The following is a 21,204-nucleotide window of genomic DNA, read 5'->3' as shown; positions in this document are numbered from 1 at the left end:
AAGAAGGGAACCGCACGACAATGACGCAGTACGCATTCGCCTCCGAGGCCGAGCTCGAGGAGGCGCTGGCCACCCCGAGCGACGGGCTCGTGGCCGACCTCTCCCAGGGTTCCGGAGACCTCGTGATCCTCGGCGCCGGCGGCAAGATGGGACCGACCCTGGCGATGCTCGCCCGGCGCGGCCTGGACGCCGCCGGCCGCACGGACGACGCCGTGTACGCGGTCTCCCGCTTCGGCGACGCCGCCATCCGCGAGCGCCTGGAGGCCGCGGGGGTCCGCGTCGTGCCGTTCGACCTCATCGAGAACGACGATCTCGCCGGTCTCCCCGATGCCCCGAACGTGGTGTTCATGGTGGGCGCGAAGTTCGGTGCCGCGACCAACGCCTCCTGGGCGTGGGAGGTCAACGCGGCTCTTCCCGACCGCATCGCCCGCCGCTACCGCGACAGCGCGATCTCGGTGCTCTCCACCGGGAACGTGTATCCGTTCGTCCCTGCCACCTCGGGCGGTGCCGCCGAGGAGACCACGCCCGCGCCGATCGGCGAGTACGCGCAGTCCTGCCTCGGTCGGGAGCGCGTGTTCGAGTTCGGGGCGCAGGAGCGCGGCACCAAGGTCGCGATCATCCGCCTGAACTACGCCGTCGACCTCCGCTACGGGGTGCTCGCCGACATCGGCAGCGCCGTGCACGCGGGCGAGCCGGTCTCGGTCGCCACCGCGAACGTCAACGTGATCTGGCAGGGCTACGCGAACGAGGTCGTGCTGCGCAGCCTGGTGCATGCCTCCACCGACCCCTTCGTGATCAACCTCACCGGTCCGGAGCTGCTCAGCGTCTCCTCGATCGCCCATCGTTTCGGCGAGCTGTTCGAGCGGGAGGTCGAGATCGTCGACGAGCCGCAGCCGACCGCGCTGCTCAGCGACGCCCGCCGCTGCATGGCCCTGTTCGGCTACCCGTCCGTCTCCGCCGAGGAGCTCATCCGCATGCAGGCCGGCTGGATCCGCGACGGGCTGCCCATGATCGCCAAGCCCACCAAGTGGGCCGTCCGGGACGGGAAGTTCTGATGACCGACGCCGCTGCGCGGACGGCGACCGTGCCGTCGCTGCGCCCTGAGGCCGCCGCGACCCTCGCCCGCGGTGCCGTGATCCCGGCCCATCCGCTCGCCCTCACCGCCGCGCGCACGCTCGACGAGCGGCGGCAGCGGGCGCTCTCCCGCTACTACCTCGACGCCGGGGCCGGCGGCCTCGCCGTCGGCGTGCACACGACGCAGTTCGAGATCCGCGACCCGGAGCATGCGCTCTTCGAGCCGGTGCTCGCACTGGCCGCGGAGGAGATGGACGCCCGCGACGATGCGACCCTCGTCCGTATCGCCGGCGTGGCGGGCGACACGGCTCAGGCGGTCGCCGAGGCGGAGCTCGCCCGCTCCCTCGGCTACGACGCCGTGCTGGTGAGTCCCCGCGTCGCGGGTGCGGACGAGCGTGCCCTGCTCGACCGCGCCCGCGCCGTCGGCGAGGTGCTGCCGCTGGTCGGCTTCTACCTGCAGACCGCGATCGGCGGACCCGTGCTCGACCGCGAGTTCTGGCGGGAGTTCGCCGCGATCCCCTCCGTCGTCGCGGTGAAGGCCGCTCCCTTCGACCGCTATCGCACGCTGGAGCTCGTACGGGGCGTGGCCGCCTCGGGCCGCGCCGACGAGATCGCGCTGTACACGGGCAACGACGACGCGATCGTCGCCGACCTGCTCTCCGAGTTCCACGTGGACTCCCCGTCCGGGCGGCGCACCCTCCGGTTCGTCGGCGGGCTGCTCGGCCAGTGGGCGGTCGGCACGCACGCGGCGGTCGCGCTGCTGGAGCGGGTGCATCGCGCCCTGGCGGGAGACGCGGAGGCCTACCGTGAGGTGGGACGCCGTGCCTCGGACATGGTGGACGTGAACCAGGCCGTGTTCGACCCGGGCAACGACTTCCACGGGGTCATCGCCGGGGTGCACGAGATGCTCCGCCAGCAGGGGCTTCTCGAGGGCACCTGGTGCCTCGACCCGGCCGAGGGCCTCTCCCCGGGACAGGCGGAGGAGATCGCCCGCGTCCGGCAGGCGTATCCGGAGCTCAACGACGACGCGTTCATCGCCGAGAACCTCGAGGCCTGGCTGCGATGACCGCCGGGACGAGCGCTCCGACCGTCGTCGCGGTCGTCTCCGCGGAGCTGTTCGCCGAGTTCTTCTCGCCCGACGATGCGGCGCGCCTGGAGGCCGTCGCGGCGCGGCTCGGCGGGACGTTCGTGCGGGTGGACCGACTCGCGGATGCGGTGCTCGACGAGGCGCGCGTCGTGGTGACGAGCTGGGGCGTGGGTCCTTTCGATCACGCCGTGCTCGCCACCCTTCCGAAGCTCGAGCTCATCGCGCACACCGGGGCCACGATCAAGCCGTTCGCGACCGACGCGCTCTTCGACCGCGGCGTGCGGGTGACGCAGGCCGGGGCGGGGATGGCCCGGTCGGTGGCTGAGGTCTCGCTGACCTTCACGCTCGCCCTGCTGCACCGGGTGCCGGAGATGCACGACGCGCTGCGCGCCGGCGACGGATGGTGGGACGCGGAGGCCGTCGGGGTGCAGCACGAGATCCTCGGCGCCCCCATCGCGGTCATCGGCGCCTCCCGGACCGGGCGGGCGTACCTCGACCTGCTCCGTGCCCTGGGCGCCGAGCCGCTGCTCGTCGATCCCACGCTCGACGCGGCCGAGGCGTCGTCCCTCGGGGCGGAGCTCGTGACGCTCGACGAGGCGCTCCGCCGTGCGCAGATCGTCGCGGTGCACGCCCCGACCCTGCCGGAGACGCATCACCTGATCGGCGCGCGCGAGCTCGCGCTGATGCCGGACGGGGCCGGCCTGGTCAACACGGCGCGGTCCTGGCTGGTCGACGAGGCCGCCCTGCTCGCCGAACTGCGTCGTGGCCGGTTGAGTGCGGCGATCGACGTGTTCGACGAGGAGCCGCTGTCCGCGGAGAGTCCCTTCCGTTCGGCACCGCGCGTGTTGCTCACTCCGCACCGCGCGGCCGGGACCAGGGAGGGCCGGCTGCGGCAGGGGCGGATCGTCGCCGACGAGCTCGACGCCTTCGCCGCGGGGCGTCCGCTCGCACACGCCGTCGACCGCGCCCAGCTCTCCTCGATGGCATGAGCGCCGTGGTCGTGCGGTCGGCGCGGGCGGAGGACCAGCCCGCTCTCGCGGCACTGTGGGCGGCCGCCTTCACGCCGCCCCTCGCGCCGGACCAGTGGCTCGTGGACGACGAGAGGCTGAGCCACACGCTCGTCGCGGAAGACGACGAGGGCGTGTGCGGGTCGATCTACGGACTGCCGAAGAGCCTGCGGGAGTCGGACGGCGCGGTGGCGCGGGTGCACGCGATCGGCAGCGTCGCGGTCGCCGAGCGGACTCGGGGCCGGGGACTGGCCCGCCGGCTCGTGGCCGCCACCCTGGACGCGGCGGGTGACGCCGACTGGGCCCTGCTGTTCACCGGAACCCCCGAGGTGTACCGGTCGAGCGGCTTCACGACCTTCTCGATGCCCCGCACGATGGCCGGACCGTGGGCGGCGTCGGCGACGGCCGCGGAGCCCGCCTCGGTCGTGCGCGAGTCCGTGGGACTCGGCGTCCTCGGCCCGCTGCGCGAGGTCTACGAGCGCTCCCGCACCGGTGTGGTCGTGCTCGCCCCGGTGCGCGGCGACCGCGACTGGACGATGGCGGAGGTGCGACTGCGGGGCGCGACGCTGTACCGGCTCGACGAGGCGGACGCGACGGTCGGCTACGCGGTGGCGGAGGTGCGCGACGGCGTCGGGCTGCTGCACGAGAGCGCGACCGATCCCACTGCGGCCGATCCGGCCGGGGTGCGTCACGCGGTGCTGGAGGCCGTGGCCGCGGACTGGGCCGCAGCGGGCGTCCGCACCTGCGAGCTGGCCGTCCCCGCGCTCGCCGCGGAGGAGCGCGCCGTCCGCGCGTTCGCTCCGGCGGCCGTGCGGCAGGACGACCGCACCGGGATGATCCGCCCGCTGCGCCGCGAGGCCCGGGTGGACGGCATCCGCCACTTCACGGCGGGCGACTACTTCTGAGCATCCGCTCGGAGAGCGCTGGGGATCGGGGACTGATCGGTGACCGCGATCCGGCCGAGGGCCGGACGCCTGACCGCGGCGAGGACGCCGCAAGGAGGATGAGCATGACCCAGCTGGACACCACCACCGAGACCGCGGCGATGCGCAGTCGACGGATGCTGCTCGCCGGTTTCGGCGCCGCCGCCCTGGGCGGGGTCGCCGCGATCGGCGCCCCCGCCGCCGCCCAGGCCGCCGGACCCGTCGTGCCGCAGGAGTCGTCGGGCTCGAAGAACGTCGCGCACGGAGGCGTCGCCACCGCCCTCGCGACGCGCAAGGGCAAGGACGGCGACCTCGTGCGCACGAGCGGCTACGCGGCCCCCGGCGACGGCGGTGACGGGCTCTACCGCTTCGTGAAGAAGGACGCCCCCGCGGCCAACGGCGGCACGGTGCTCGCGGGGCCGAAGGGCGGCGCCTGGGTGCTCGTGCACGACGGCACGGTCGATTTCCGGAAGTTCGGCATCATGGACGCCTCCGCGCCCGCGGACGACGCGCTCGACGCGATGGTGGGCGACGCCCGGGTGCGGCGCGTGGAGGCGCACACCGACCTCAACTTCGTCCGCCGCCATAAGTTCTCCCGGTCGAACATCGCTTTCGACTTCGGGAATCACCTCATGACGACCGAGGGCATCGAGAACGCCGGGAAGGACGACCCCTTCGCGGCCGTCATGTTCTTCCGCGGCGAGGTGACCGACGCGGTGCAGGAGGCGAAGCTCGGCGAGGACGTGCCCGACCTCGCCGACATCTTCCCCGTCGCCGACTCGTCGTTCTTCGCGGTCGGGGAGTGGTACGCCGCCGAGGTCAACGCGCTGTCTGGTCGCTGGGAGCGCGAGCTGCAGCGGCTGGTCCAGGTGACCCAGATCGTCGACGGTCGGCACATCCGCGTGAACTACAAGAACGGCTGGCCGCTCGGCAAGGACCGCACGATGACCTGGCGGCACGTGAAGCCGGTGCAGGACGTGACGGTGTCGAACCTGAAGTTCCTCGGCAAGGGGACGGACGAGTACACGGGATCGCACCCGCTGGCCTTCGAGTACGCGGTGCGCTGCGACGTGGACCACATCGACGGCACGGCGACCTTCTGGCCGCTGATCCAGCGCCGATGGAACACGTACTTCACCACGGAGAGCTGCACGCTGAAGAACCCGACCTCCGTCACGTGGGGTGGAGCCGGCTACCTGACGCAGCAGATCTACTGCCTGTACGGGTACGTCGCCAACTGCCACACCGCCAACGCCCGGCACCTCAACGACTTCACCGCGAGCGCCTACTGCCTCGTGGAGAACTGCCACGGCGACGGCGACGACCAGGGTCCCTTCGTCACGCACGGCCAGTACGAGCACGACCTCACCTACACGGGCAACTCCGGTCTCATGACCTTCGCGAACTCCGGGGCGGCGTGGGGCTCGGCGGCCAAGCGCATCACCGTCCGCAAGCACGTGTGCTCGTGGTTCGTCGCGCGCGTGCGTATCACCGACCTGACGCTGGAGGACGTGCAGGTGATCGGCAAGCCCTCGCTCACGGGCTCCGGGATGCTGTGGATCAACGCGGACGGCGCGCAGCTGCGCGGCTGCACCGCGTCGGACACGCTCATCATCACCCAGGCCTCCGACAACTCCGCCCGGCCGACCGTGATCGCCGACTCGCACTTCACGTTCGTCGCTCCCGGCGAGCTCACCAACGCGACGGTGACGACGCCGGTGACCTTCGTCGACACGGTGCTGGACCGGGTCGGTGGCATGAAGATCAACGGCCCGGGTGCGGTCACCTTCCGCGGCTCGACCCTCTCCGGCGCCGACGATGCCGCCCCCATCTCCTCGGCGACGGCGAAGCTGCGCGTCGAAGGCTCCACGCTCCGCAACGCCCGCATCGCGGCCGCCGGAAAGGACCGTCAGGTCGTCGAGATCGCGGGATCCGAGGTGTCGGCGAAGGGCGGGACGACGGTGTCGCGGTCGGGTGCGGGCGAGCTGCACCTGACCCTCTCCGACAGCACGTTCCGCGCCGAGGGGGCGACCACGCACGTCGCCGTGACGAGCGGAGCGACCCACTACCGCGCGGTCGGCAACCGGTTCGAGGGCGGCGCCCTGGAGCTCCGCGACGACGCGTTCGGGGCCGGGTCGACGCTGCTGCACACCGGCAACGTGGAGGCCGGCGTCACCCGCACGGCGTTCCCCGCCGAGGGCGACCGCGTCGTCGACACCGCCAACCTCGTCGTCGGCTGATCCCGCCGGGCACGACTTCGGAGCTGCGGCGCGACCCGCCGCCTCCTCGGCCCCGTCTACGGCGTGTCGCCGGGGGTCTCCGAAGTCGTGCCCGGGCGGTGCCGGGGGCTGTCCGGGTTCAGGAGCGAGTGCCGACGGCTGTAGGCGAAGTACACGACGAGTCCGATCACGAGCCAGACCCCGAACCGGAGCCACGTCTCGGGGTGGAGCTGCGAGATGAGGAAGAGCGAGAAGCCCACGCCGACGATCGGGACCACGGGCATGAACGGCAGCCGGAATGTCCGGGGTGCATCCGGCTTGGTGTAGCGGAACACGATCACGGCGATGCAGACGACGACGAAGGCGGCGAGGATGCCGATGTTCGTGAGGTCGGCGACGGCGCGGATGGGGAACACACCCGCGAAGAACGCCGCGCCCAGCCCGGCGATCCAGGTGACCCGCTGCGGGACGCCGCGGCGGTCGACCCGCGCGAACCAGCCGGGGAGCAGTCCGTCGCGGCTCATGCTGAACCACACCCGGGTGGCGCCGAGCAGGAACGTGAGCATGACGGTGAGGATCGACACGACGGCGAACACCGAGATGACGGAGGCGACGACCGGGAGCCCCACGCCCGTGAACGCCGAGGCGAAGCCCGCCTTCGGATCGATGTCCTGGTAGTTCTGCATGCCCGTGAGCACGAGCGTCGCGGCGACGTAGAGCACCATGGCGATCACGAGGGACAGGATGATCGCCTTCGGCATGTGCCGACGCCCGTCCTTCGCCTCCTCGGCGGCCGTGCTCATCGCGTCGTAGCCGAACACCGCGAAGAACACCGTCGCGGCACCGGTGAAGACGGGGCCGAAGCCGTTCGGCAGGAAGGGATCGTAGTTGGCGGGGTCGATGAAGAAGACGCCGAGGACGACGATGAACACCACGAGGAGGATCTTGATGGCCACGGCGACGAGTTCGAAGCGGCCGAACGTGCGGGTGCCGCGGCTCAGCAGGAACGTCACGAACAGGCAGATGAGGATGGCCGGGATGTTGACCACACCCCCTGGCTGGTCGGCGGTCTCCGTGATCGCGGTCGGCAGCTCCAGCCCGAATCCGGAGAGGAATGCGTCGAGATAGCCGGAGATGCCGATCGCGACGACGGCCACGATGGCGACGTACTCCAGGAGCAGGTCCCAGCCGATGAACCAGCCGACGAGTTCGCCGAGCGCGACGTAGCCGTAGCTGTAGGCGGAACCGGCCCGCGGGATCATGCCGGCGAACTCCGCGTACGACAGCGCGGCCGCTGCCGACGCGAGCCCGGCGATGAGGAAGGAGAGGACGACGGCGGGGCCCACGGCGGGAGTCGTCGCATCGCCGTGGGCGACGAGTCCGGCGAGCGAGAAGATCCCGACGCCGACGATGCCGCCCACGCCGATCGCGGTGAGCTGCCAGAGCCCGAGCGTCCGGAACAGACCGCTCCCGCCCGACTCCTCCGTCATGTCGCTGACGGGCTTGCGGCGCCACACGGACGTCGTGGAACGGGGTCGATCTGTCCGGGGCATCGTCGCCTTCTCTCGTCAGGAACGGGAGAACGTTACCTTCGCCGGCGCGCCGTCACAAGACCGTGGATCCGGCGGCGGACGCGGTGCAGCAGCGGCATCTCCAGGTAGATCACGAGGGGGACGGCGATGGTGACGAGCACCAGCGTGCGCACGACGATCGGGAGTCCGGAAAGCGGGGCGGCGAGGACGAGGTTCAAGACCGTGAGGGTCGGGAAGACGGCGATCCAGATCATCAGCGCGAGCTGGTGCTGCGTGGGCGGGGGGACGGGGGTCGCCGTCGGTGCGGGTGCTGCGGACATTGCTGTGTTCCTTCTCTCTCGGGGGTCAGGCGCCGCGGTGGGTCGCGAGCTGGGCGGCGAGGTCGTCGTCGGTGAGGGCGGCGTTGAGGGCGATCGCGGCGGCGGAGCCCTGTCCGGCCGCGGTGATGAGCTGCGCACGCGGATCGGCGACGTTCCCGGCGACGGAGACCCCTGGCACGCTCGTGCGCCCGCCGGCATCGTGCCGGACCCACCCGTTCTCGTCGGTCTCGCAGCCGAGAGTGTGGAGGAGGGCGTCGTGAGCGCGCATCTCGGGGCGGACGAACACCGCGGCGCGCTCGACACGGGTGCCGTCGCTCAGCTCCACGCTCTGGAGGCGGTCGGCTTCGACGATGAGGCGGGAGACCTCGCCCGGATGCACCCGGACGCCGCGCGCGTCGAGACGTTCCCGCTCGTCGTCCGTGAGCGTCCGGGTGTGGGGGAAATAGACGACGTCGGCGGACCACTGGGCGATGAGGAGCGCGTGGGCGACCGACGCAGCCGTGCCGCCGATCACCCCGAGAGCGCGATCCCGCACCTCGTAGCCGTGGCAGTACGGGCAGTGCAGCACATCACGCCCCCAGCGCTCGCGCAGATGCGGGATGTCGGGGATCTCGTCGCGCAGGCCCGTGGTGACCAGCACCCGCCGGGCCTCCAGCCGTCGCCCGTCGTCGAGGGTGGCCGTGAAGCCCGGGGACAGCTCGGCGACGCGTCCGTCGATGATCGTGCCTCCGTAGCCCGCGACCTCGTCGCGACCGCTCGCGAGCAGCGCAGCGGGCGCGGCGCCGTCCCGGGAGAGGAAGCCGTGCAGGTGCGCCGCGGGGGCGTTGCGGGGCTCCCCCGCATCGACGATCGCGACCGTGCGTCGAGCGCGGAGCAGGACCAGGGCGGCGCTGAGGCCGGCGGCACCGCCGCCGACGATGAGCACATCGAATCTCTTCATGCCACGAGAGTCGCCCCGGAGGTGCCGGGGCGGCAAACTTCTTTGCTGCTCCTGGGAAATGCGGCCAGACTGAGGACGTGCAGGGGGACGAGATCGACGCGACGCTCGACGGCGTGGGCCCGCGGTTGCGGTGGCTCCGGAAGCAGCGGGGGATGACGCTGACCGACCTGGCCGACGCCACGGGGATCTCCACGAGCACGCTCTCGCGGTTGGAGACCGGGCAACGCCGACCGAGCCTCGAGCTTCTCCTCCCGCTCGCCCGCGCCCACCGGGTGCCGTTGGACGACCTCGTCGGGGCGCCCGACGTCGGCGATCCGCGCGTGCGATTGAAGCCGCGCCGCGTGCACGGCCGGATCGTCGTGCCGCTGACCCCGCACGCCGGTCCGGTCCAGGCCTGGAAGATCCTCATCCCGGGGAGTCAGGTGAATCCGCGTCCCCGGGCGCACGAGGGGCGCGAATGGCTCTACGTGCTCAGCGGCACCATGCGGTTGATCCTCGGCACGCGCGATCTGCGCATGGCAGCCGGTGAGGTCGCCGAGTTCGACACGCACGTGACGCACTGGTTCGGGAGCGCGGACGGGGAGCCCGCCGAGGTGCTCAGCCTGTTCGGCCGACAGGGCGAACGCGTCCACGCGGGCGAGTCGGGCGCGCAGCCCGAGGGATGACGGCGGAGGCCCCGGCCTCCGGCAGGATCAGCGGACGAGCTCGGCGATCCAGTCGGTGGCGACGATGGCCTCGCGGCGCTGGAAGTCGCGGAGCGTCGTCATCCCGTCCGGCGCGGGAAGAGGGCACTTCTCGAACCAGGCGCCGCCCGCGGCGGACAGGAGGGCGACATGGTCCTGCGTGGTCGACCCGGCGAAGACGGGGTGATCGAGCAGGGGGCCGACCTCGGCCGCGGCGTCCTCCACGCGGAGATCGAGCAGGTACAGGAGGGCGTCCTCCCACCCCGCGCCGCGGGCCGCCCACGGCCAGTCGAGCAGCCGTGCGCGGCCGGAGTCCTCGATGAGGATGTTGTCGGCCCGGAGGTCGGCGTGCAGGAGCCGATCGCCCGCGACCGCGGTGCCCACGCGTTCCGCCGCCGTGCGGAGGAGGTCGACGTTCTGCGCACACCACGGCGTGGTCGTCTCCAGGAGCCCGGCCTCCTCGAGCCGCCGCCAGGATCCGGAGTCGTCGTGCAGCTCGTCGGCGAGGCGGGGAAGCGTGCGCGGCGCCTCGGCGGTGGCCAGGGCGGCGATCGCATCCAAGACGTGCGCGGTGTCGGGCGCGGTGGCCGAGCGTTCCGGATGACGACCCTCGACGTCTTCGATGAGAAGCACCGCCCACCCGTCCGCGGTGAAGGCGTCGACGAGGTGCGCGGCGGGGAGGGAGCGGGGGATCGCGCCGAGCACCTCGGCCTCCCGCACGTAGAGCGCGAACGTGCCTTCCGCGGACTCCTGCACCGCCTTGACGAACAGCCGCCGTCCGTCGGCGAAGGTCAGCCGTGAGGCCAGTCCCGCGGAGAAGCCGCCGTCCTGCGACTGCGCCCGTGTCACCGGGGAGCCCGCGAACCCCTCGACCCGGGCTCGGAGAGCGGGAGGGAGCTGGGTCCAGTCGAGGCGCGCCATCGCCCCAGCGTAGACGGCGCTCAGCCCCCGGCCACGCCGACGAGCGCGGCGCTGCGCCGCCAGAGGGCCTCGGCGAGAGCGGGGTCGTGCACCTGCGGGTTCACGCGGGTGCTGAGGACGCGCTCGTCGTAGTAGCCGCCGGAGATCCAGGTCTCGCCCGGCGTTCCCTCGAGGAACCAGCGCAGCGTCGCGCCGCCGCGGTCGCTGCCGATGAGGACGAGGCGGCGCAGCGGGGTGCGGTAGACGAGGCGCATGATGCTCGACGATTCGGCGGCGAAGTTCGTCGCCACGGTGCCGGGGTGGAAGGCCACCGCGCTGAGCCCCTGCGCATGGAACTTCTCGTGCAGGCTCTTCGCCGTCAGGACGTTGGCGAGCTTGGCATCGCCGTAGGCCTTGTTCGGGGAGTACCGGCGGGTGTTGTCGAGGTCGTCGACGTCGAGATGCCCGAAGAGGCGATGCGCGACGCTGGAGGTGTTCACGACCGCGCCGCGGGCGGCGAGCAGCTGCGGGAGCAGGAGGTTCGTCAGCAGGAACGGGGCGAGGTGGTTCACCTGCATCGTCTTCTCGTGCCCGTCGACCGTGGGGGTGCGGTCGCCGAAGATGCCGCCGGCGTTGTTGGCCAGCACGTCGATGCCCTCCGCACCCACGGCGTCCGCGAGCTGGGCGGCGAGCGCGCGCACGTCGTCGAGGCGCGCGAAGTCGGCGGTGAACCACTCCGCGCCTGTGTCCTCCGCCACGGCCCGCATCTTGTCGGGCGAACGGCCCACGAGGAGCAGGCGGTGCGGGGATCCGGCGAGCTGGCGGGCGGCGGCGGCTCCGATCCCGTCCGAGGCTCCGGTCAGGACGATGGTGCGCGCGGCCACGGCGGCGCTCACTCGGCCGATGGCGTGATGCGGCGGACGGCCCTGGTCACGTGCTCGGCGATCACCGCGCGCGCCTGCTCCGGATCGCCGGTCGCGATGGCGTCGACGATCTGCTGGTGGCTGCGCACGTGCTCCTCCTGCTCGGCGGGGTCGAGGGCGGAGTTGGCCGCCTGGATGAACCCGGCGATCCGGCCACGGAGCTGGGCGCTGAGCTCGTCGAGGAACCGGTGCTCGGCGAGGTCGGCGAGGGTCTCGTGGAAGAGGCGGTCCTGGCGCAGGACCTCGGCCACGTCGCCCGGCGCCGCCGCCGCCATGGCCTGGATGATCGCTTCCAGCCGGGACGCCGACTCGTCGTTCCACCGCTCCTGGACCCGGATCGCCATGAACTGCTCCAGGACGATCCGCAGGCTCGAGATTTCCTCCAGGTCCTGCGCGCTGAGCTGGGCGACGCGGGCGCCGCGGCGGGGCTCGCGGGTGATGAGGCGCTCCTCGGCGAGCCGGGTCAGGGCCTCGCGCACGGGGATGTGGCTGACGCCGAGACGGTCGGCGAGCTTGCGCTCCACGAGCCGCTCGCCGGGGGCGAGCTCTCCGGAGTGGATCGCCGCCCGCAGCTCGTCCGTGACCTGCTCGGCGATGTTCTGATCCGACACGCTGCGCATCCGGGGCCCTTCTCGATCTCGCGCGGCCCGGTGCTCGTCGAGCGGGGGCTCCTTCGCTCGGTCGATGCTATGGCATGAGCGGGGGACTGGACAGGAGCCGCGCGGTGCTAGATGCTATAGCAAAACCCGAAACCGATGACGAAGGAGTTGTCATGTCCGGCAGAGAGACCCTCGCGCAGGCGCGCGCCGCGGAGGATGCGGTGGGAGCCGCCGCGATGAAGAAGGCGATCTGGAGACTCGGTCCGTTCCTCGGCCTGCTCTACCTCGTCGCCTACATCGACCGGAACAACGCCGGCTTCGCGAAGCTCGAGATGACGGCCGCCCTCCAGATCACCGAGGCCGCCTTCGGCTTCGCGGCGGGCATCTTCTTCATCGGCTACCTGCTGTTCGAGGTGCCGAGCAACCTGCTCCTGGAGAAGTTCGGCGCCCGCAAGTGGATCGCCCGCATCATGATCTCGTGGGGCATCGTCGCGGCGCTGACCGCGTTCGTGCAGGACGCGACCCAGTTCGCGATCGCGCGCTTCATCCTCGGTATCGCGGAGGCCGGGTTCTTCCCCGGCGTGCTGCTCTACCTCACGCTGTGGTTCCCGCGGCAGTACCGCACGCAGGTGCTCGCCGTCTTCGTGCTCTCCAACCCGATCGCCAACGCGGTCGCCGCGCCGCTGTCCGGCTGGATGCTGGAGCTGCACGGGCTGTGGGGGCTCGAGGGCTGGCAGCTCGTCTTCCTGCTGCAGGGCGTCCCGGCCGTGCTCCTCGCGTTCGTCGTGTTCTTCTGGCTCCCCGACCGCCCCCAGGACGCGCGCTGGCTGACCCCCGCCGAGCAGCGCTGGATCACCGACACGCTCGCCGCCGAGACCCAGGCGACCGAGCAGCGGCACGGACGCCTGCGGCTGGGCGAGGTCTTCCGCAACGGCCGCCTCTGGACGCTCATCGTGCTCTTCTTCGGCGTCGTGTTCGGTGCCTACGGGCTGGGGATGTGGCTGCCGACGATCGTGAAGAGCATGGGCGACTTCTCGAACGCCACCACCGGCTGGCTCGTGGCGCTGCCGAACCTGTGCGCGGCCCTCGTGATGCTGCCGTGGGAGCGCGCCGCCCGGAAGCAGGGCAACATCCCGCTGCAGATCGGCATCACGCTCAGCATCACCGCCCTGTCGCTCATCGCGGCGGTCGCGGCGCAGGGCACGCCGGTGCTCGCGCTCGCCGCGCTGTGCGTCGGGATGTCGGCGCTCTTCTCGACCACCCCGCTGTTCTGGAGCCTGCCGCCCATGGTGCTCACCGGCACGGCGGCCGCGGCCGGCCTCGCCTTCATCAACTCGGTCGGCAACCTCGCCGGCTTCGCGGGACCCTACGCGATCGGCTGGATCAGCGAGACCACGGGGTCGGCGGTGTGGGGCCTGCTCCTCATCTCGGGGCTCACGCTGCTCGGAGCGACGATCGCCTTCGTGCTCAGCCGCCGCACGGACTTCACGACGGCGCCCGCGCTCGCCGTCGAAGCGTCCAGCGCCCGCCGGTGACCGGTTCGGGCCGGCGGTCGTGACGAGAACGTGACCCCGCCGGCCCGGTTCGCTCTAGACGCCGTTTGCCTTTTGCTACATGCTATAGCGCAACACCCTTACCCGAAGCACCACCCGACCTTGGAGGCACCCATGTCGCGTCGTCGTGTTCGGCTCGGCGGAGCAGCGATGCTGCTGACCGCCGCGCTCATCACCGCTGGTTGCAGCACCTCATCCACCCCCGACGGCCAGGCGCAGGACGGCGGCACCCTCACCGTCGCCGCCGCGCAGGGCATCCCGCAGCTCAATCCCGCCATCCGCACGTTCGCGTGGGAGGAGGTGCTGTTCCCGCTGCTGTGGAACGGCCTCACCAAGACCGACGAGTCCGGCGAGGTCGTCGGCGATCTCGCCGAGAGCTGGGAGGCGTCGGATGACCAGAAGACCTGGACCTTCACGCTCCGCGACGGCGTGACGTTCTCGAACGGCGAGGACTTCACCGCCGACGACGCGGTGGCCGCGTTCGACTACTACCTCGACCCGGACACGGCGACGCAGGAGAAGAACAAGATCTCGATGGTCACCGACGTCACCGCGCCGGACGAGAAGACCGTCGTGGTGACGCTGTCCGAGCCCATCGCGACCTTCCCCGCGGGCATCGTCTGGGTGAAGATGATCGACGTCGACGCACTCGACACCATCGACAAGGAGCCCATCGGCACCGGTCCGTACGTCGTGGACGCCTTCACTCCGGACGACAGCCTCACGCTCGTCCCCAACCCGGAGTACTTCGGCGAGGCTCCGGCGCTCGACGAGATCACGATCGTGAAGGCCGCCGAGTCCACCGCCGCCGTCACCGGTCTGCGTTCCGGCGACATCGACGTGCTGTGGTCCGTGCCACAGGGCGACGTGGCGGGTCTGGAGGGCGGCGACATCGCCCTGGTGAAGCCCGAGAACCCGAGCCAGTGGCCGTCGTGGGAGATCGACACGACGTCGCCGCCCTTCGACGACGTGCGCGCCCGGCAGGCCCTCGCGTACGCGACCGACCGCGAGGCCATCCTCGACGCCGCCTACTACGGCCAGGGCACGGTCTCGCCGACGAACAACGCGCTCGGCGAGGTGAACCCGTGGTTCGGCGGCGAGCTGACCGACTACTCCTACGACCTGGACAAGGCGAAGGAGCTGTTCGCCGAGGCCGGGGTGACCGAGGGCAGCACGCTCACCTGGTGGGGCGTGGCCGGACAGTACCCCGAGTGGAACACGAGTGGCGAGATCCTGCAGGCGAGCCTGAAGGAGATCGGCATCACGCTGACCATCGACAACAACGACATCGGCACCTGGGTCGACGCGTTCTACCCCGCGGGCAAGAGCTACCCCGGGTACATCGTGCCGAACTTCCAGTCCACCCCGCCCGAGCCGGCCTACTCGCTGAACTTCTACCTGGAGGGGCGGTGCGAGTGCAACTGGGTCGACCCCGACTTCCAGACGGCGTTCGCCGACGCCGTGGCCGAGCCGGACGAGACCGCGCGGGCCGAGAAGTGGGGCACCGTGCAGACCATCGTCAACGAGCAGGTGCCGCTCATCGTGCCCCTGCAGTCGACGGTCGTCACCGCCACCAGCACGGCGGTCGACGGCGTGTGGGTCGAGGGCGGCGGACAGCTGCACCTCGAGGGCGCGCAGCTGAAGGGCTGACGTGGCCCTCTCCGTCCTCCGGCGGGTGGCGATCAGCATCGCGATGCTGATCGCCACCTCGCTCCTCGTCTTCGTCGTGCTCCGGCTGCTGCCGGGCGACCCCGTCATCACCCGCCTCGGCTCGACGCCGGGCGTGGATGCCGAGACCATCGCCCGGCTCCGGGAAGAGGCCGGCCTCGACGCCCCCGTCATCGAGCAGTACCTGCGCTGGATCGGCGGCGTCTTCACGGGCGACTTCGGTCAGTCCTACTTCAACCAGTACTCGGTGACGGAGCTCATCGCCCAGCGCCTTCCCGCGACGCTGGAGCTCACCCTCATCGGCGTGCTCCTGGCCGTGCTCATCGCCACCCCGGCCGCCGTGTTCGCCTCGCTGCGTCCGCTCGGCGTGGTCGACCGGGTGCTCACCGCGATCTCGACCGCGGGCATGGCCCTTCCGCAGTTCCTCATCGGCATCGTGCTCATCGTCGTGTTCGCGGTGCAGCTCAAGGTGCTGCCGGCCCGCGGCTACACGCCGTTCGCGGAGGATCCCGCCGAGAACCTCGTGCGCATGATCCTCCCCGGTCTCACCCTCGCCTTCGCGGCGGCGCCGCTGCTCATGCGGTTCCTCCGGGCCTCGATGGTCGAGGTGCTGGACGCCCCCTATATCCGCACCGCGAAGGGCAAGGGACAGTCGGCGAGCGGCGTCGTGCTCGGCCACGCGCTCCGCAACGCCCTGATCCCCGGGCTCACGATGCTCGGCCTGATCGTCGGCTACACCCTGGGCGGCGTGGTGATCGTGGAGTACGTGTTCGGCGTCCCCGGGCTCGGCTCGCTCGCGATCGACGCGGTCTTCAAGCGGGACTACGCGGTGCTGCAGTCGGTCGTGCTGCTGATCTCCGCGATGTTCATCCTCACCACGCTCATCGTCGACCTCCTCTACGGGGTGCTCGATCCGCGTCTTCGTGCAAGGAGCAGCCGTGGCTGACACCCTCACCCTCGCGCTGCGCTCCGCGCGCCCCCGCCGACGGGTCGCCGTCGCCTCCTGGATCCCGCTGGGGCTGCTGACGATCATCGTCCTCGCCTGCGTCCTCGCCCCGCTCCTGGCCCCGTATGACCCCGCGGCGCAGTCGTCCGACCGGTTCGCCGGACCCTCGGCGGCGCACCTCTTCGGGACCGACGAGCTGGGCCGCGACCTCTTCAGCCGCGTGCTCTACGGCGGCCAGCTCACCGTGTTCATCGCCGGGGGCGCGACCCTCGTGGCCATGGTCCTCGGCATCGCCTGGGGCATGGCGGCGGCGTTCGCCCGCGGTTGGGTCGATGAGATCCTCATGCGCCTCGCCGACACGGTCATGGCGATCCCGCAGATCCTCTTCGCGCTCGTCTTCATCTCCGCCTTCGGCGCCGACCCCGTCAAGCTCGCCGTCATCATCGGGGTGCTCCTCACGCCGACCACCGCGCGGCTCGTGCGGTCGTCGGTGCTCAGCGAACTGCAGGAGGACTACTTCACGGCCGCGGTGGCCTTCGGCTCTACCTCGCGCCGGCTGCTCTTCGCCGAGGTGCTGCCGAACGCCAAGGGGCCGATCGTCGTGCAGGCGGCCATCAACGCCGCCAACGCGATCCTCCTGGAGGCGTCGATGAGCTTCGTCGGGCTCGGCATCGCGCCGCCCGAGGCCACCTGGGGCACGCTCGTGCAGCAGGGCTACCAGAAGATGTACCAGTCCATCGGGTACGTGCTGTTCCCCGCCCTGTTCATCTTCGTCACCATCTGGCTGCTCAACGTGCTCGCCGACCAGTTCGGTGGCGATCGGAAGGGGAAGGGACGATGACCGACCTCACGCCCGTCCTGCAGGTGCAGGACCTCACCGTCTCCTATGGGGACGTCATGCCCGTCCAGGGCATCACGTTCGCGGTGCGGCCCGGTGAGCGCATCGGCCTCGTCGGCGAATCCGGCTCCGGCAAGTCGCTCACGGCGCTGTCGATCATGCGGCTGAATGACGGGGCGACCCTCGGCGGCAGCATCCGGCTGCGCGACCGCGAACTGCTCACGCTGAGCCCGCGGGAGATGACCCGCGTGCGCGGCGGCGAGATCGCGATGGTCTACCAGGACCCGATGTCGTCGCTGAACCCGGTCCGCACGATCGGGCACCAGCTCGTCGAGGCGATCCGGCTGCACGACCGGGTCTCGGCGGCGGCCGCCCGCGCCAGGGCCGTCGAGCTGCTGACCGAGGTCGGGGTGCCGCTCCCTGAGGAGCGTCTCGGCCAGTACCCGCACGAGTTCTCCGGCGGGATGCGGCAGCGCGTCATGATCGCGATGGCCATGTCGTCCCGGCCCGCCGTGCTCATCGCGGACGAGCCGACCACGGCCCTCGACGTCACGACGCAGTCCCGGATCATCGACCTCCTCGACCGGCTCGCGGAGGACCACGGGACCGCGGTCGTGCTCATCACGCACGACCTCGGCGTCGCCGCCGGGTTCTGCGAGCGCATCCACGTGATGCGGCACGGGCGCGTGGTCGAGGAGGGCCCGGTCGACCGCATCTACGCGGCCCCGGAGCACCCGTACACGCAGGCGCTCCTCGGCGCGGTCGTCGACCTCACGGTGGACGTGCAGCAGCCCATCCGCACCGCCGCGGAGGTGCTCGAACGCGGGACGGAGCCGCTCGCCGAGGCCGGGTCGATCAGCGCGGTGGACCGGGCGCGGGAGTCCGGCGACGTGCTGGTGGACGTGCAGGGCGTGTCGAAGGTGTTCACGCTCGGCTCCGGACGCCCGGTGACCGCGGTCGACGACGTGTCGTTCCAGATCCGGCGTGGCGAGACGGTCGGGCTCGTCGGCGAGTCGGGCTCCGGCAAGTCGACCGTGTCGAAGGCCGTGCTCGCGCTCGGCGGCATCGACGGCGGGACGGTCGTCTTCGACGGGCAGCGTCCGCACGACCTCCGCGGCGAGGAGCTGCGGCGGCTGCGCAAGCGCATGCAGATGGTGTTCCAGGACCCCTTCTCGGCGCTGAACCGGCGGCAGACCGTCGCGCAGATCATCGAGGCGCCGCTGCGCGCCCACGGCATCGGCACCCGGGCCTCCCGCGCCGAGAAGGTGCGCGAGACCATGCACCGCGTGCGCCTGGACGAGGAGTTCGCGCACCGGCTGCCGCGCTCGATGTCCGGCGGGCAGTGCCAGCGCGTGTCCATCGCCCGGTCGCTCGTGCTGGAGCCGGACTTCCTCGTGCTCGACGAATCGGTGTCGGCGCTCGACGTGTCGATCCAGGCGCAGGTGCTCAATCTGCTCCGGGAGCTGCAGGCCGAGCTCGGCCTCACCTACCTCTTCATCAGCCACGACCTGGCGGTGATCCGGTACATGTCCTCGACGGTCGCCGTGATGCAGCAGGGCCGCATCGTCGAGATCGGCGCGCGCGACGCGCTCTTCGCGAATCCGCAGCACGAGTACACGCGCGGGCTCATGGCGGCGATCCCCGTCGCCGACCCGGTCCTCGAGCGCCGACGGCGTGCGGAGGCCGCGGCGCTCTGGCAGACCCACGGCGGGCAGACGGGCGCGGTCCCCGCGACGACCGCCGGACGAGGAGGACGATGATGACCATCACGGATCAGGGGACGGGGCCCGCGGCGGACACCGCGGGTGCCGGCGCGGCGGTGCGGTCCACCGGCCGCCGCGCGCTCATGGCCGGGCTCGGCGCGGTCGCGCTCGGCACAGCGGGCGCGCTCGCGAGCACGGCACCGGCGCAGGCCGCCCCGGTCGTCGCCGGCGCCAAGGACGTCACGCGAGCGGAGTCCGTCGCCGATCTGGGCCGCCTGCGGGCCCGCGACGGCGAGGTGGCGGTCGTCGCCGGGTACCGGAAGCCTGGCGACGCCGGGCTGCTCGTGTATGTGGGCAGTGAGAACGCGAAGACCGCGCCCAACGGCGGCACCGTGATCGCGGGGAAGCACGACACCCGCTGGATCCTGCAGCATGACGGGGCCGTCGACTTCCGCGTCTTCGGCATCACGGGACCGGAGAAGCCAGCCGACGACGCGCTCGCCGCGATGGTGAACGATCCCCGCATCCGCCGGATCGAGGCGAGCACGGATCTGCTGTTCCGGCGACGGCACCGCTTCACCCGGTCGTACGTCGAGATCGACTTCGGCGGACACCTCATCACGACCGACGGCATCGAGAAGAACACGCACGACAACCCGTTCGGCGCCGTGATGTTCTTCACCGGGGTGTCGAAGGACGTGACGGTCGAGCATGCGCTGGCCGAGGCCTGGCCCGAGCTGACCGACGCGGTCGCCGTGCCGGATGCCTCCCGGTTCCCCGTCGATTCCTGGTGGGCGGTGCAGTGCGATCCCGTCGCCGGAGGAGGGGCGGACGAGCGCGAGCTGCAGCGGTTCGTGCAGGTGACGCAGCAGATCGACGCCACCCACATCCGCATCGACTACCTCAACGGCTGGCCGCTGGACAAGGGGCGAAAGCTCGTCTGGCGGCAGATGGAACCGGTCGCGGGCGTGCGCATCGCGAACATGCGGTTCCTCGGCGCCGGACCCTTCGACGGTCCCACCGACGGCTCCTTCCCCGACTCCCGTGAGCTCACCGGCTCCCACCCGATCGCCTTCGAGTACGCGATCCACTGCGACGTCGCCGACGTGCACGCGAGCCGCACCTGGTGGCCCGTGATCATGCGGCGCTGGAACACGCACTTCACGACGGAGCGCTGCTCGGTGGAGAACCCGCCGACCGTGTTCTACGGCGGTGCGGGCTACCTCACGCAGCAGATCTACAGCCTCTATGGACGGGTCAGCGACTGCACGTCGTCGAACGCCCGGCACCTGAACGACCTCACCGCCAGCGCGTACTGCATCGTCGAGAACTGCCACGGCGACGGCGACGATCAGGGCGGCAACCCCTTCACCACGCACGGCCAGTACGAGCACGACCTCACCTTCATCGGCAACTCCGGGCTCATGGACATCGCCAACTCCGGCGCGCAGTGGGGCACGGCCGCCAAGCGCATCACGGTGCGCGACCACGTCTGCTCCTGGTTCGTCGCCGGCACCAAGATCAGCGATCTGACGCTGGAGAACGTGCGGGTCATCGGCCGCTCGACCTTCGATCCGCAGGCGACCATGACCATCAACGCCGACGGCGCCCAGGTGCGCGGGTGCACCGCGGGACTTCTGGCGATCGGACAGCGGTCGCAGCGCTCGTCGCGGCCGACCGTGATCGCGGACTCCACCTTCGCGCTGCCGAAGGACCAGGTGCTCGTGCAGACCCCGGTCACGGCTCCCGTGCGCTTCGTGGACTGCACGATCACCGGGATCGACGGGGTCAAGGCCCGTGGGTCCGGGCCGGTCGAGTTCGTGGACTGCCGACTCAGCGGCCCGGCGGCGGGTGCGCCCTTCGAGCTCGGCGCCGCCACGGTCACCATCCGCGGCGGTTCCGTGCGCGACGTGCGCCTGACCGCGACCGCGGTGCGCGATCAGCTGGTCGCTCTGGACGGCGTCGAGCTGTCCACGGAGCGGACGGACGGCGCGCTGCTGAGCAGGGCTGCCGGTGCCGGCGTCGTCACCTGGCGGGTGAGCGGGGTGACCTCGACAGTGCCGCGGGGCGCGGCCCACCTCGACATCGGGACGGGCGTCAACCACGCCCGCGTCACCGGCAGCCAGTTCGTCGGCGGAGGACTGCGGCTGGCGGACGGGTTCGCCGAGCCGTCGACGCTGCTGTACAGCGACACCGTCGAGCGCGGCGTCGAGACCGCGCTGCCGGAAGCCGGACCGCGCGTCGTCATCGCAGACGTGCTGGCGAGCGCGTGACGGACGGCATCATGGA

The 21,204-nt window shown here is 71.5% G+C and carries 18 protein-coding genes; 12 read left to right on the top strand and 6 right to left on the bottom strand.

Annotation, left to right across the window (positions count from 1 at the left end; all coding sequences use genetic code 11):
- Positions 1–20 precede the first annotated feature (20 nt).
- The 5 genes from BV453_RS07745 to BV453_RS07725 all read left to right on the top strand — a co-directional run bounded on the left by BV453_RS07745 (position 21) and on the right by BV453_RS07725 (position 6,331).
- Positions 21–1,055, top strand: a complete 1,035-nt coding sequence (locus BV453_RS07745) for an NAD(P)-dependent oxidoreductase (protein WP_085604397.1) — start codon at positions 21–23, stop codon at positions 1,053–1,055.
- Positions 1,055–2,140: a dihydrodipicolinate synthase family protein gene (locus tag BV453_RS07740; RefSeq protein ID WP_051582230.1), complete on the top strand. Its 1,086-nt coding sequence runs from the start codon at positions 1,055–1,057 to the stop codon at positions 2,138–2,140. The genes BV453_RS07745 and BV453_RS07740 overlap by 1 nt, the downstream gene beginning before the upstream one ends.
- Positions 2,137–3,150: a hydroxyacid dehydrogenase gene (locus BV453_RS07735; protein ID WP_085604400.1), complete on the top strand. Its 1,014-nt coding sequence runs from the start codon at positions 2,137–2,139 to the stop codon at positions 3,148–3,150. The genes BV453_RS07740 and BV453_RS07735 overlap by 4 nt, the downstream gene beginning before the upstream one ends.
- On the top strand, positions 3,147–4,073 hold the full coding sequence (locus BV453_RS07730; RefSeq protein WP_249521302.1) for a GNAT family N-acetyltransferase: 927 nt from the start codon (positions 3,147–3,149) through the stop codon (positions 4,071–4,073). Before BV453_RS07735 ends, BV453_RS07730 begins: the two co-directional genes overlap by 4 nt.
- A gap of 104 nt (positions 4,074–4,177) precedes the next feature.
- Positions 4,178–6,331: a peptidase C14 gene (locus tag BV453_RS07725; protein WP_249521301.1), complete on the top strand. Its 2,154-nt coding sequence runs from the start codon at positions 4,178–4,180 to the stop codon at positions 6,329–6,331.
- Between the two features lie 56 nt (positions 6,332–6,387).
- Here the strand turns inward: BV453_RS07725 and BV453_RS07720 are convergent, their stop codons facing one another.
- The 3 genes from BV453_RS07720 to BV453_RS07710 are packed head-to-tail and all read right to left on the bottom strand — an operon-like array spanning position 6,388 to position 9,102.
- On the bottom strand, positions 6,388–7,863 hold the full coding sequence (locus BV453_RS07720; RefSeq protein WP_126894533.1) for an APC family permease: 1,476 nt from the start codon (positions 7,861–7,863) through the stop codon (positions 6,388–6,390).
- Between the two features lie 32 nt (positions 7,864–7,895).
- Positions 7,896–8,162: a hypothetical protein gene (locus BV453_RS07715; RefSeq protein ID WP_060922902.1), complete on the bottom strand. Its 267-nt coding sequence runs from the start codon at positions 8,160–8,162 to the stop codon at positions 7,896–7,898.
- Positions 8,163–8,187: 25 nt separating this feature from the next.
- A complete protein-coding gene (locus BV453_RS07710; protein WP_249521300.1) occupies positions 8,188–9,102 on the bottom strand; it encodes an NAD(P)/FAD-dependent oxidoreductase in 915 nt (304 codons plus the stop codon).
- Positions 9,103–9,179: 77 nt separating this feature from the next.
- On the opposite strand from BV453_RS07710, the gene BV453_RS07705 reads away from it, so the two are divergent.
- Positions 9,180–9,767 carry an XRE family transcriptional regulator gene (locus tag BV453_RS07705; protein WP_249521299.1) on the top strand — a complete coding sequence of 196 codons (588 nt, stop codon included), beginning with the start codon at positions 9,180–9,182 and terminating at the stop codon, positions 9,765–9,767.
- A gap of 27 nt (positions 9,768–9,794) precedes the next feature.
- On the opposite strand, the gene BV453_RS07700 is transcribed toward BV453_RS07705, so the two are convergent.
- Genes BV453_RS07700 through BV453_RS07690 form a run of 3 tightly spaced genes read right to left on the bottom strand, consistent with a single transcriptional unit; the run spans position 9,795 to position 12,228 of the window.
- Positions 9,795–10,706, bottom strand: a complete 912-nt coding sequence (locus BV453_RS07700; protein ID WP_249521298.1) for a phosphotransferase — start codon at positions 10,704–10,706, stop codon at positions 9,795–9,797.
- A 20-nt stretch (positions 10,707–10,726) separates the two neighbouring features.
- The gene (locus BV453_RS07695; protein ID WP_249521297.1) at positions 10,727–11,569 is read right to left on the bottom strand and encodes an SDR family NAD(P)-dependent oxidoreductase; all 843 of its coding nucleotides are present in this window, start codon (positions 11,567–11,569) and stop codon (positions 10,727–10,729) included.
- 8 nt (positions 11,570–11,577) lie between these two features.
- Positions 11,578–12,228 carry a GntR family transcriptional regulator gene (locus tag BV453_RS07690; protein ID WP_249521296.1) on the bottom strand — a complete coding sequence of 217 codons (651 nt, stop codon included), beginning with the start codon at positions 12,226–12,228 and terminating at the stop codon, positions 11,578–11,580.
- A 152-nt stretch (positions 12,229–12,380) separates the two neighbouring features.
- On the opposite strand from BV453_RS07690, the gene BV453_RS07685 reads away from it, so the two are divergent.
- The 6 genes from BV453_RS07685 (at position 12,381) to BV453_RS07660 (ending at position 21,188) form a co-directional block, all read left to right on the top strand.
- Positions 12,381–13,742 (top strand): MFS transporter, encoded by a 1,362-nt coding sequence (locus tag BV453_RS07685; RefSeq protein WP_249521295.1) that lies wholly within the window; start codon positions 12,381–12,383, stop codon positions 13,740–13,742.
- A gap of 132 nt (positions 13,743–13,874) precedes the next feature.
- Positions 13,875–15,410 (top strand): ABC transporter substrate-binding protein, encoded by a 1,536-nt coding sequence (locus BV453_RS07680; protein WP_249521294.1) that lies wholly within the window; start codon positions 13,875–13,877, stop codon positions 15,408–15,410.
- Position 15,411: 1 nt separating this feature from the next.
- Positions 15,412–16,374: an ABC transporter permease gene (locus tag BV453_RS07675; RefSeq protein ID WP_126894538.1), complete on the top strand. Its 963-nt coding sequence runs from the start codon at positions 15,412–15,414 to the stop codon at positions 16,372–16,374.
- Positions 16,367–17,215: an ABC transporter permease gene (locus BV453_RS07670; RefSeq protein WP_249521293.1), complete on the top strand. Its 849-nt coding sequence runs from the start codon at positions 16,367–16,369 to the stop codon at positions 17,213–17,215. The genes BV453_RS07675 and BV453_RS07670 overlap by 8 nt, the downstream gene beginning before the upstream one ends.
- The gene (locus BV453_RS07665) at positions 17,212–18,972 is read left to right on the top strand and encodes an ABC transporter ATP-binding protein (protein ID WP_249521292.1); all 1,761 of its coding nucleotides are present in this window, start codon (positions 17,212–17,214) and stop codon (positions 18,970–18,972) included. The genes BV453_RS07670 and BV453_RS07665 overlap by 4 nt, the downstream gene beginning before the upstream one ends.
- Positions 18,969–21,188, top strand: coding sequence for a peptidase C14 (locus BV453_RS07660; protein WP_249521291.1), 2,220 nt, complete (start codon positions 18,969–18,971; stop codon positions 21,186–21,188). The genes BV453_RS07665 and BV453_RS07660 overlap by 4 nt, the downstream gene beginning before the upstream one ends.
- The last annotated feature ends 16 nt before the right edge of the window (positions 21,189–21,204 follow it).

Origin of the sequence: Microbacterium sp. ER1 (genome assembly GCF_023383675.1) — a bacterium.
Lineage (GTDB): Bacteria > Actinomycetota > Actinomycetes > Actinomycetales > Microbacteriaceae > Microbacterium.
This window is presented reverse-complemented; position numbering and strand designations above follow the sequence as displayed.

Excerpts from the sequence above, each read along its gene's own strand:
- BV453_RS07740 (WP_051582230.1), top strand. The coding sequence starts at position 1,055 with ATGACCGACGCCGCTGCGCGGACGGCGACCGTGCCGTCGCTGCGCCCT.
- BV453_RS07665 (WP_249521292.1), top strand. The coding sequence starts at position 17,212 with ATGACCGACCTCACGCCCGTCCTGCAGGTGCAGGACCTCACCGTCTCC.
- BV453_RS07660 (WP_249521291.1), top strand. The coding sequence starts at position 18,969 with ATGATGACCATCACGGATCAGGGGACGGGGCCCGCGGCGGACACCGCG.
- BV453_RS07710 (WP_249521300.1), bottom strand. The coding sequence starts at position 9,102 with ATGAAGAGATTCGATGTGCTCATCGTCGGCGGCGGTGCCGCCGGCCTC.
- BV453_RS07685 (WP_249521295.1), top strand. The coding sequence starts at position 12,381 with ATGTCCGGCAGAGAGACCCTCGCGCAGGCGCGCGCCGCGGAGGATGCG.
- BV453_RS07725 (WP_249521301.1), top strand. The coding sequence starts at position 4,178 with ATGACCCAGCTGGACACCACCACCGAGACCGCGGCGATGCGCAGTCGA.
- BV453_RS07730 (WP_249521302.1), top strand. The coding sequence starts at position 3,147 with ATGAGCGCCGTGGTCGTGCGGTCGGCGCGGGCGGAGGACCAGCCCGCT.
- BV453_RS07700 (WP_249521298.1), bottom strand. The coding sequence starts at position 10,706 with ATGGCGCGCCTCGACTGGACCCAGCTCCCTCCCGCTCTCCGAGCCCGG.
- BV453_RS07735 (WP_085604400.1), top strand. The coding sequence starts at position 2,137 with ATGACCGCCGGGACGAGCGCTCCGACCGTCGTCGCGGTCGTCTCCGCG.
- BV453_RS07690 (WP_249521296.1), bottom strand. The coding sequence starts at position 12,228 with ATGCGCAGCGTGTCGGATCAGAACATCGCCGAGCAGGTCACGGACGAG.
- BV453_RS07715 (WP_060922902.1), bottom strand. The coding sequence starts at position 8,162 with ATGTCCGCAGCACCCGCACCGACGGCGACCCCCGTCCCCCCGCCCACG.
- BV453_RS07680 (WP_249521294.1), top strand. The coding sequence starts at position 13,875 with ATGTCGCGTCGTCGTGTTCGGCTCGGCGGAGCAGCGATGCTGCTGACC.
- BV453_RS07720 (WP_126894533.1), bottom strand. The coding sequence starts at position 7,863 with ATGCCCCGGACAGATCGACCCCGTTCCACGACGTCCGTGTGGCGCCGC.
- BV453_RS07745 (WP_085604397.1), top strand. The coding sequence starts at position 21 with ATGACGCAGTACGCATTCGCCTCCGAGGCCGAGCTCGAGGAGGCGCTG.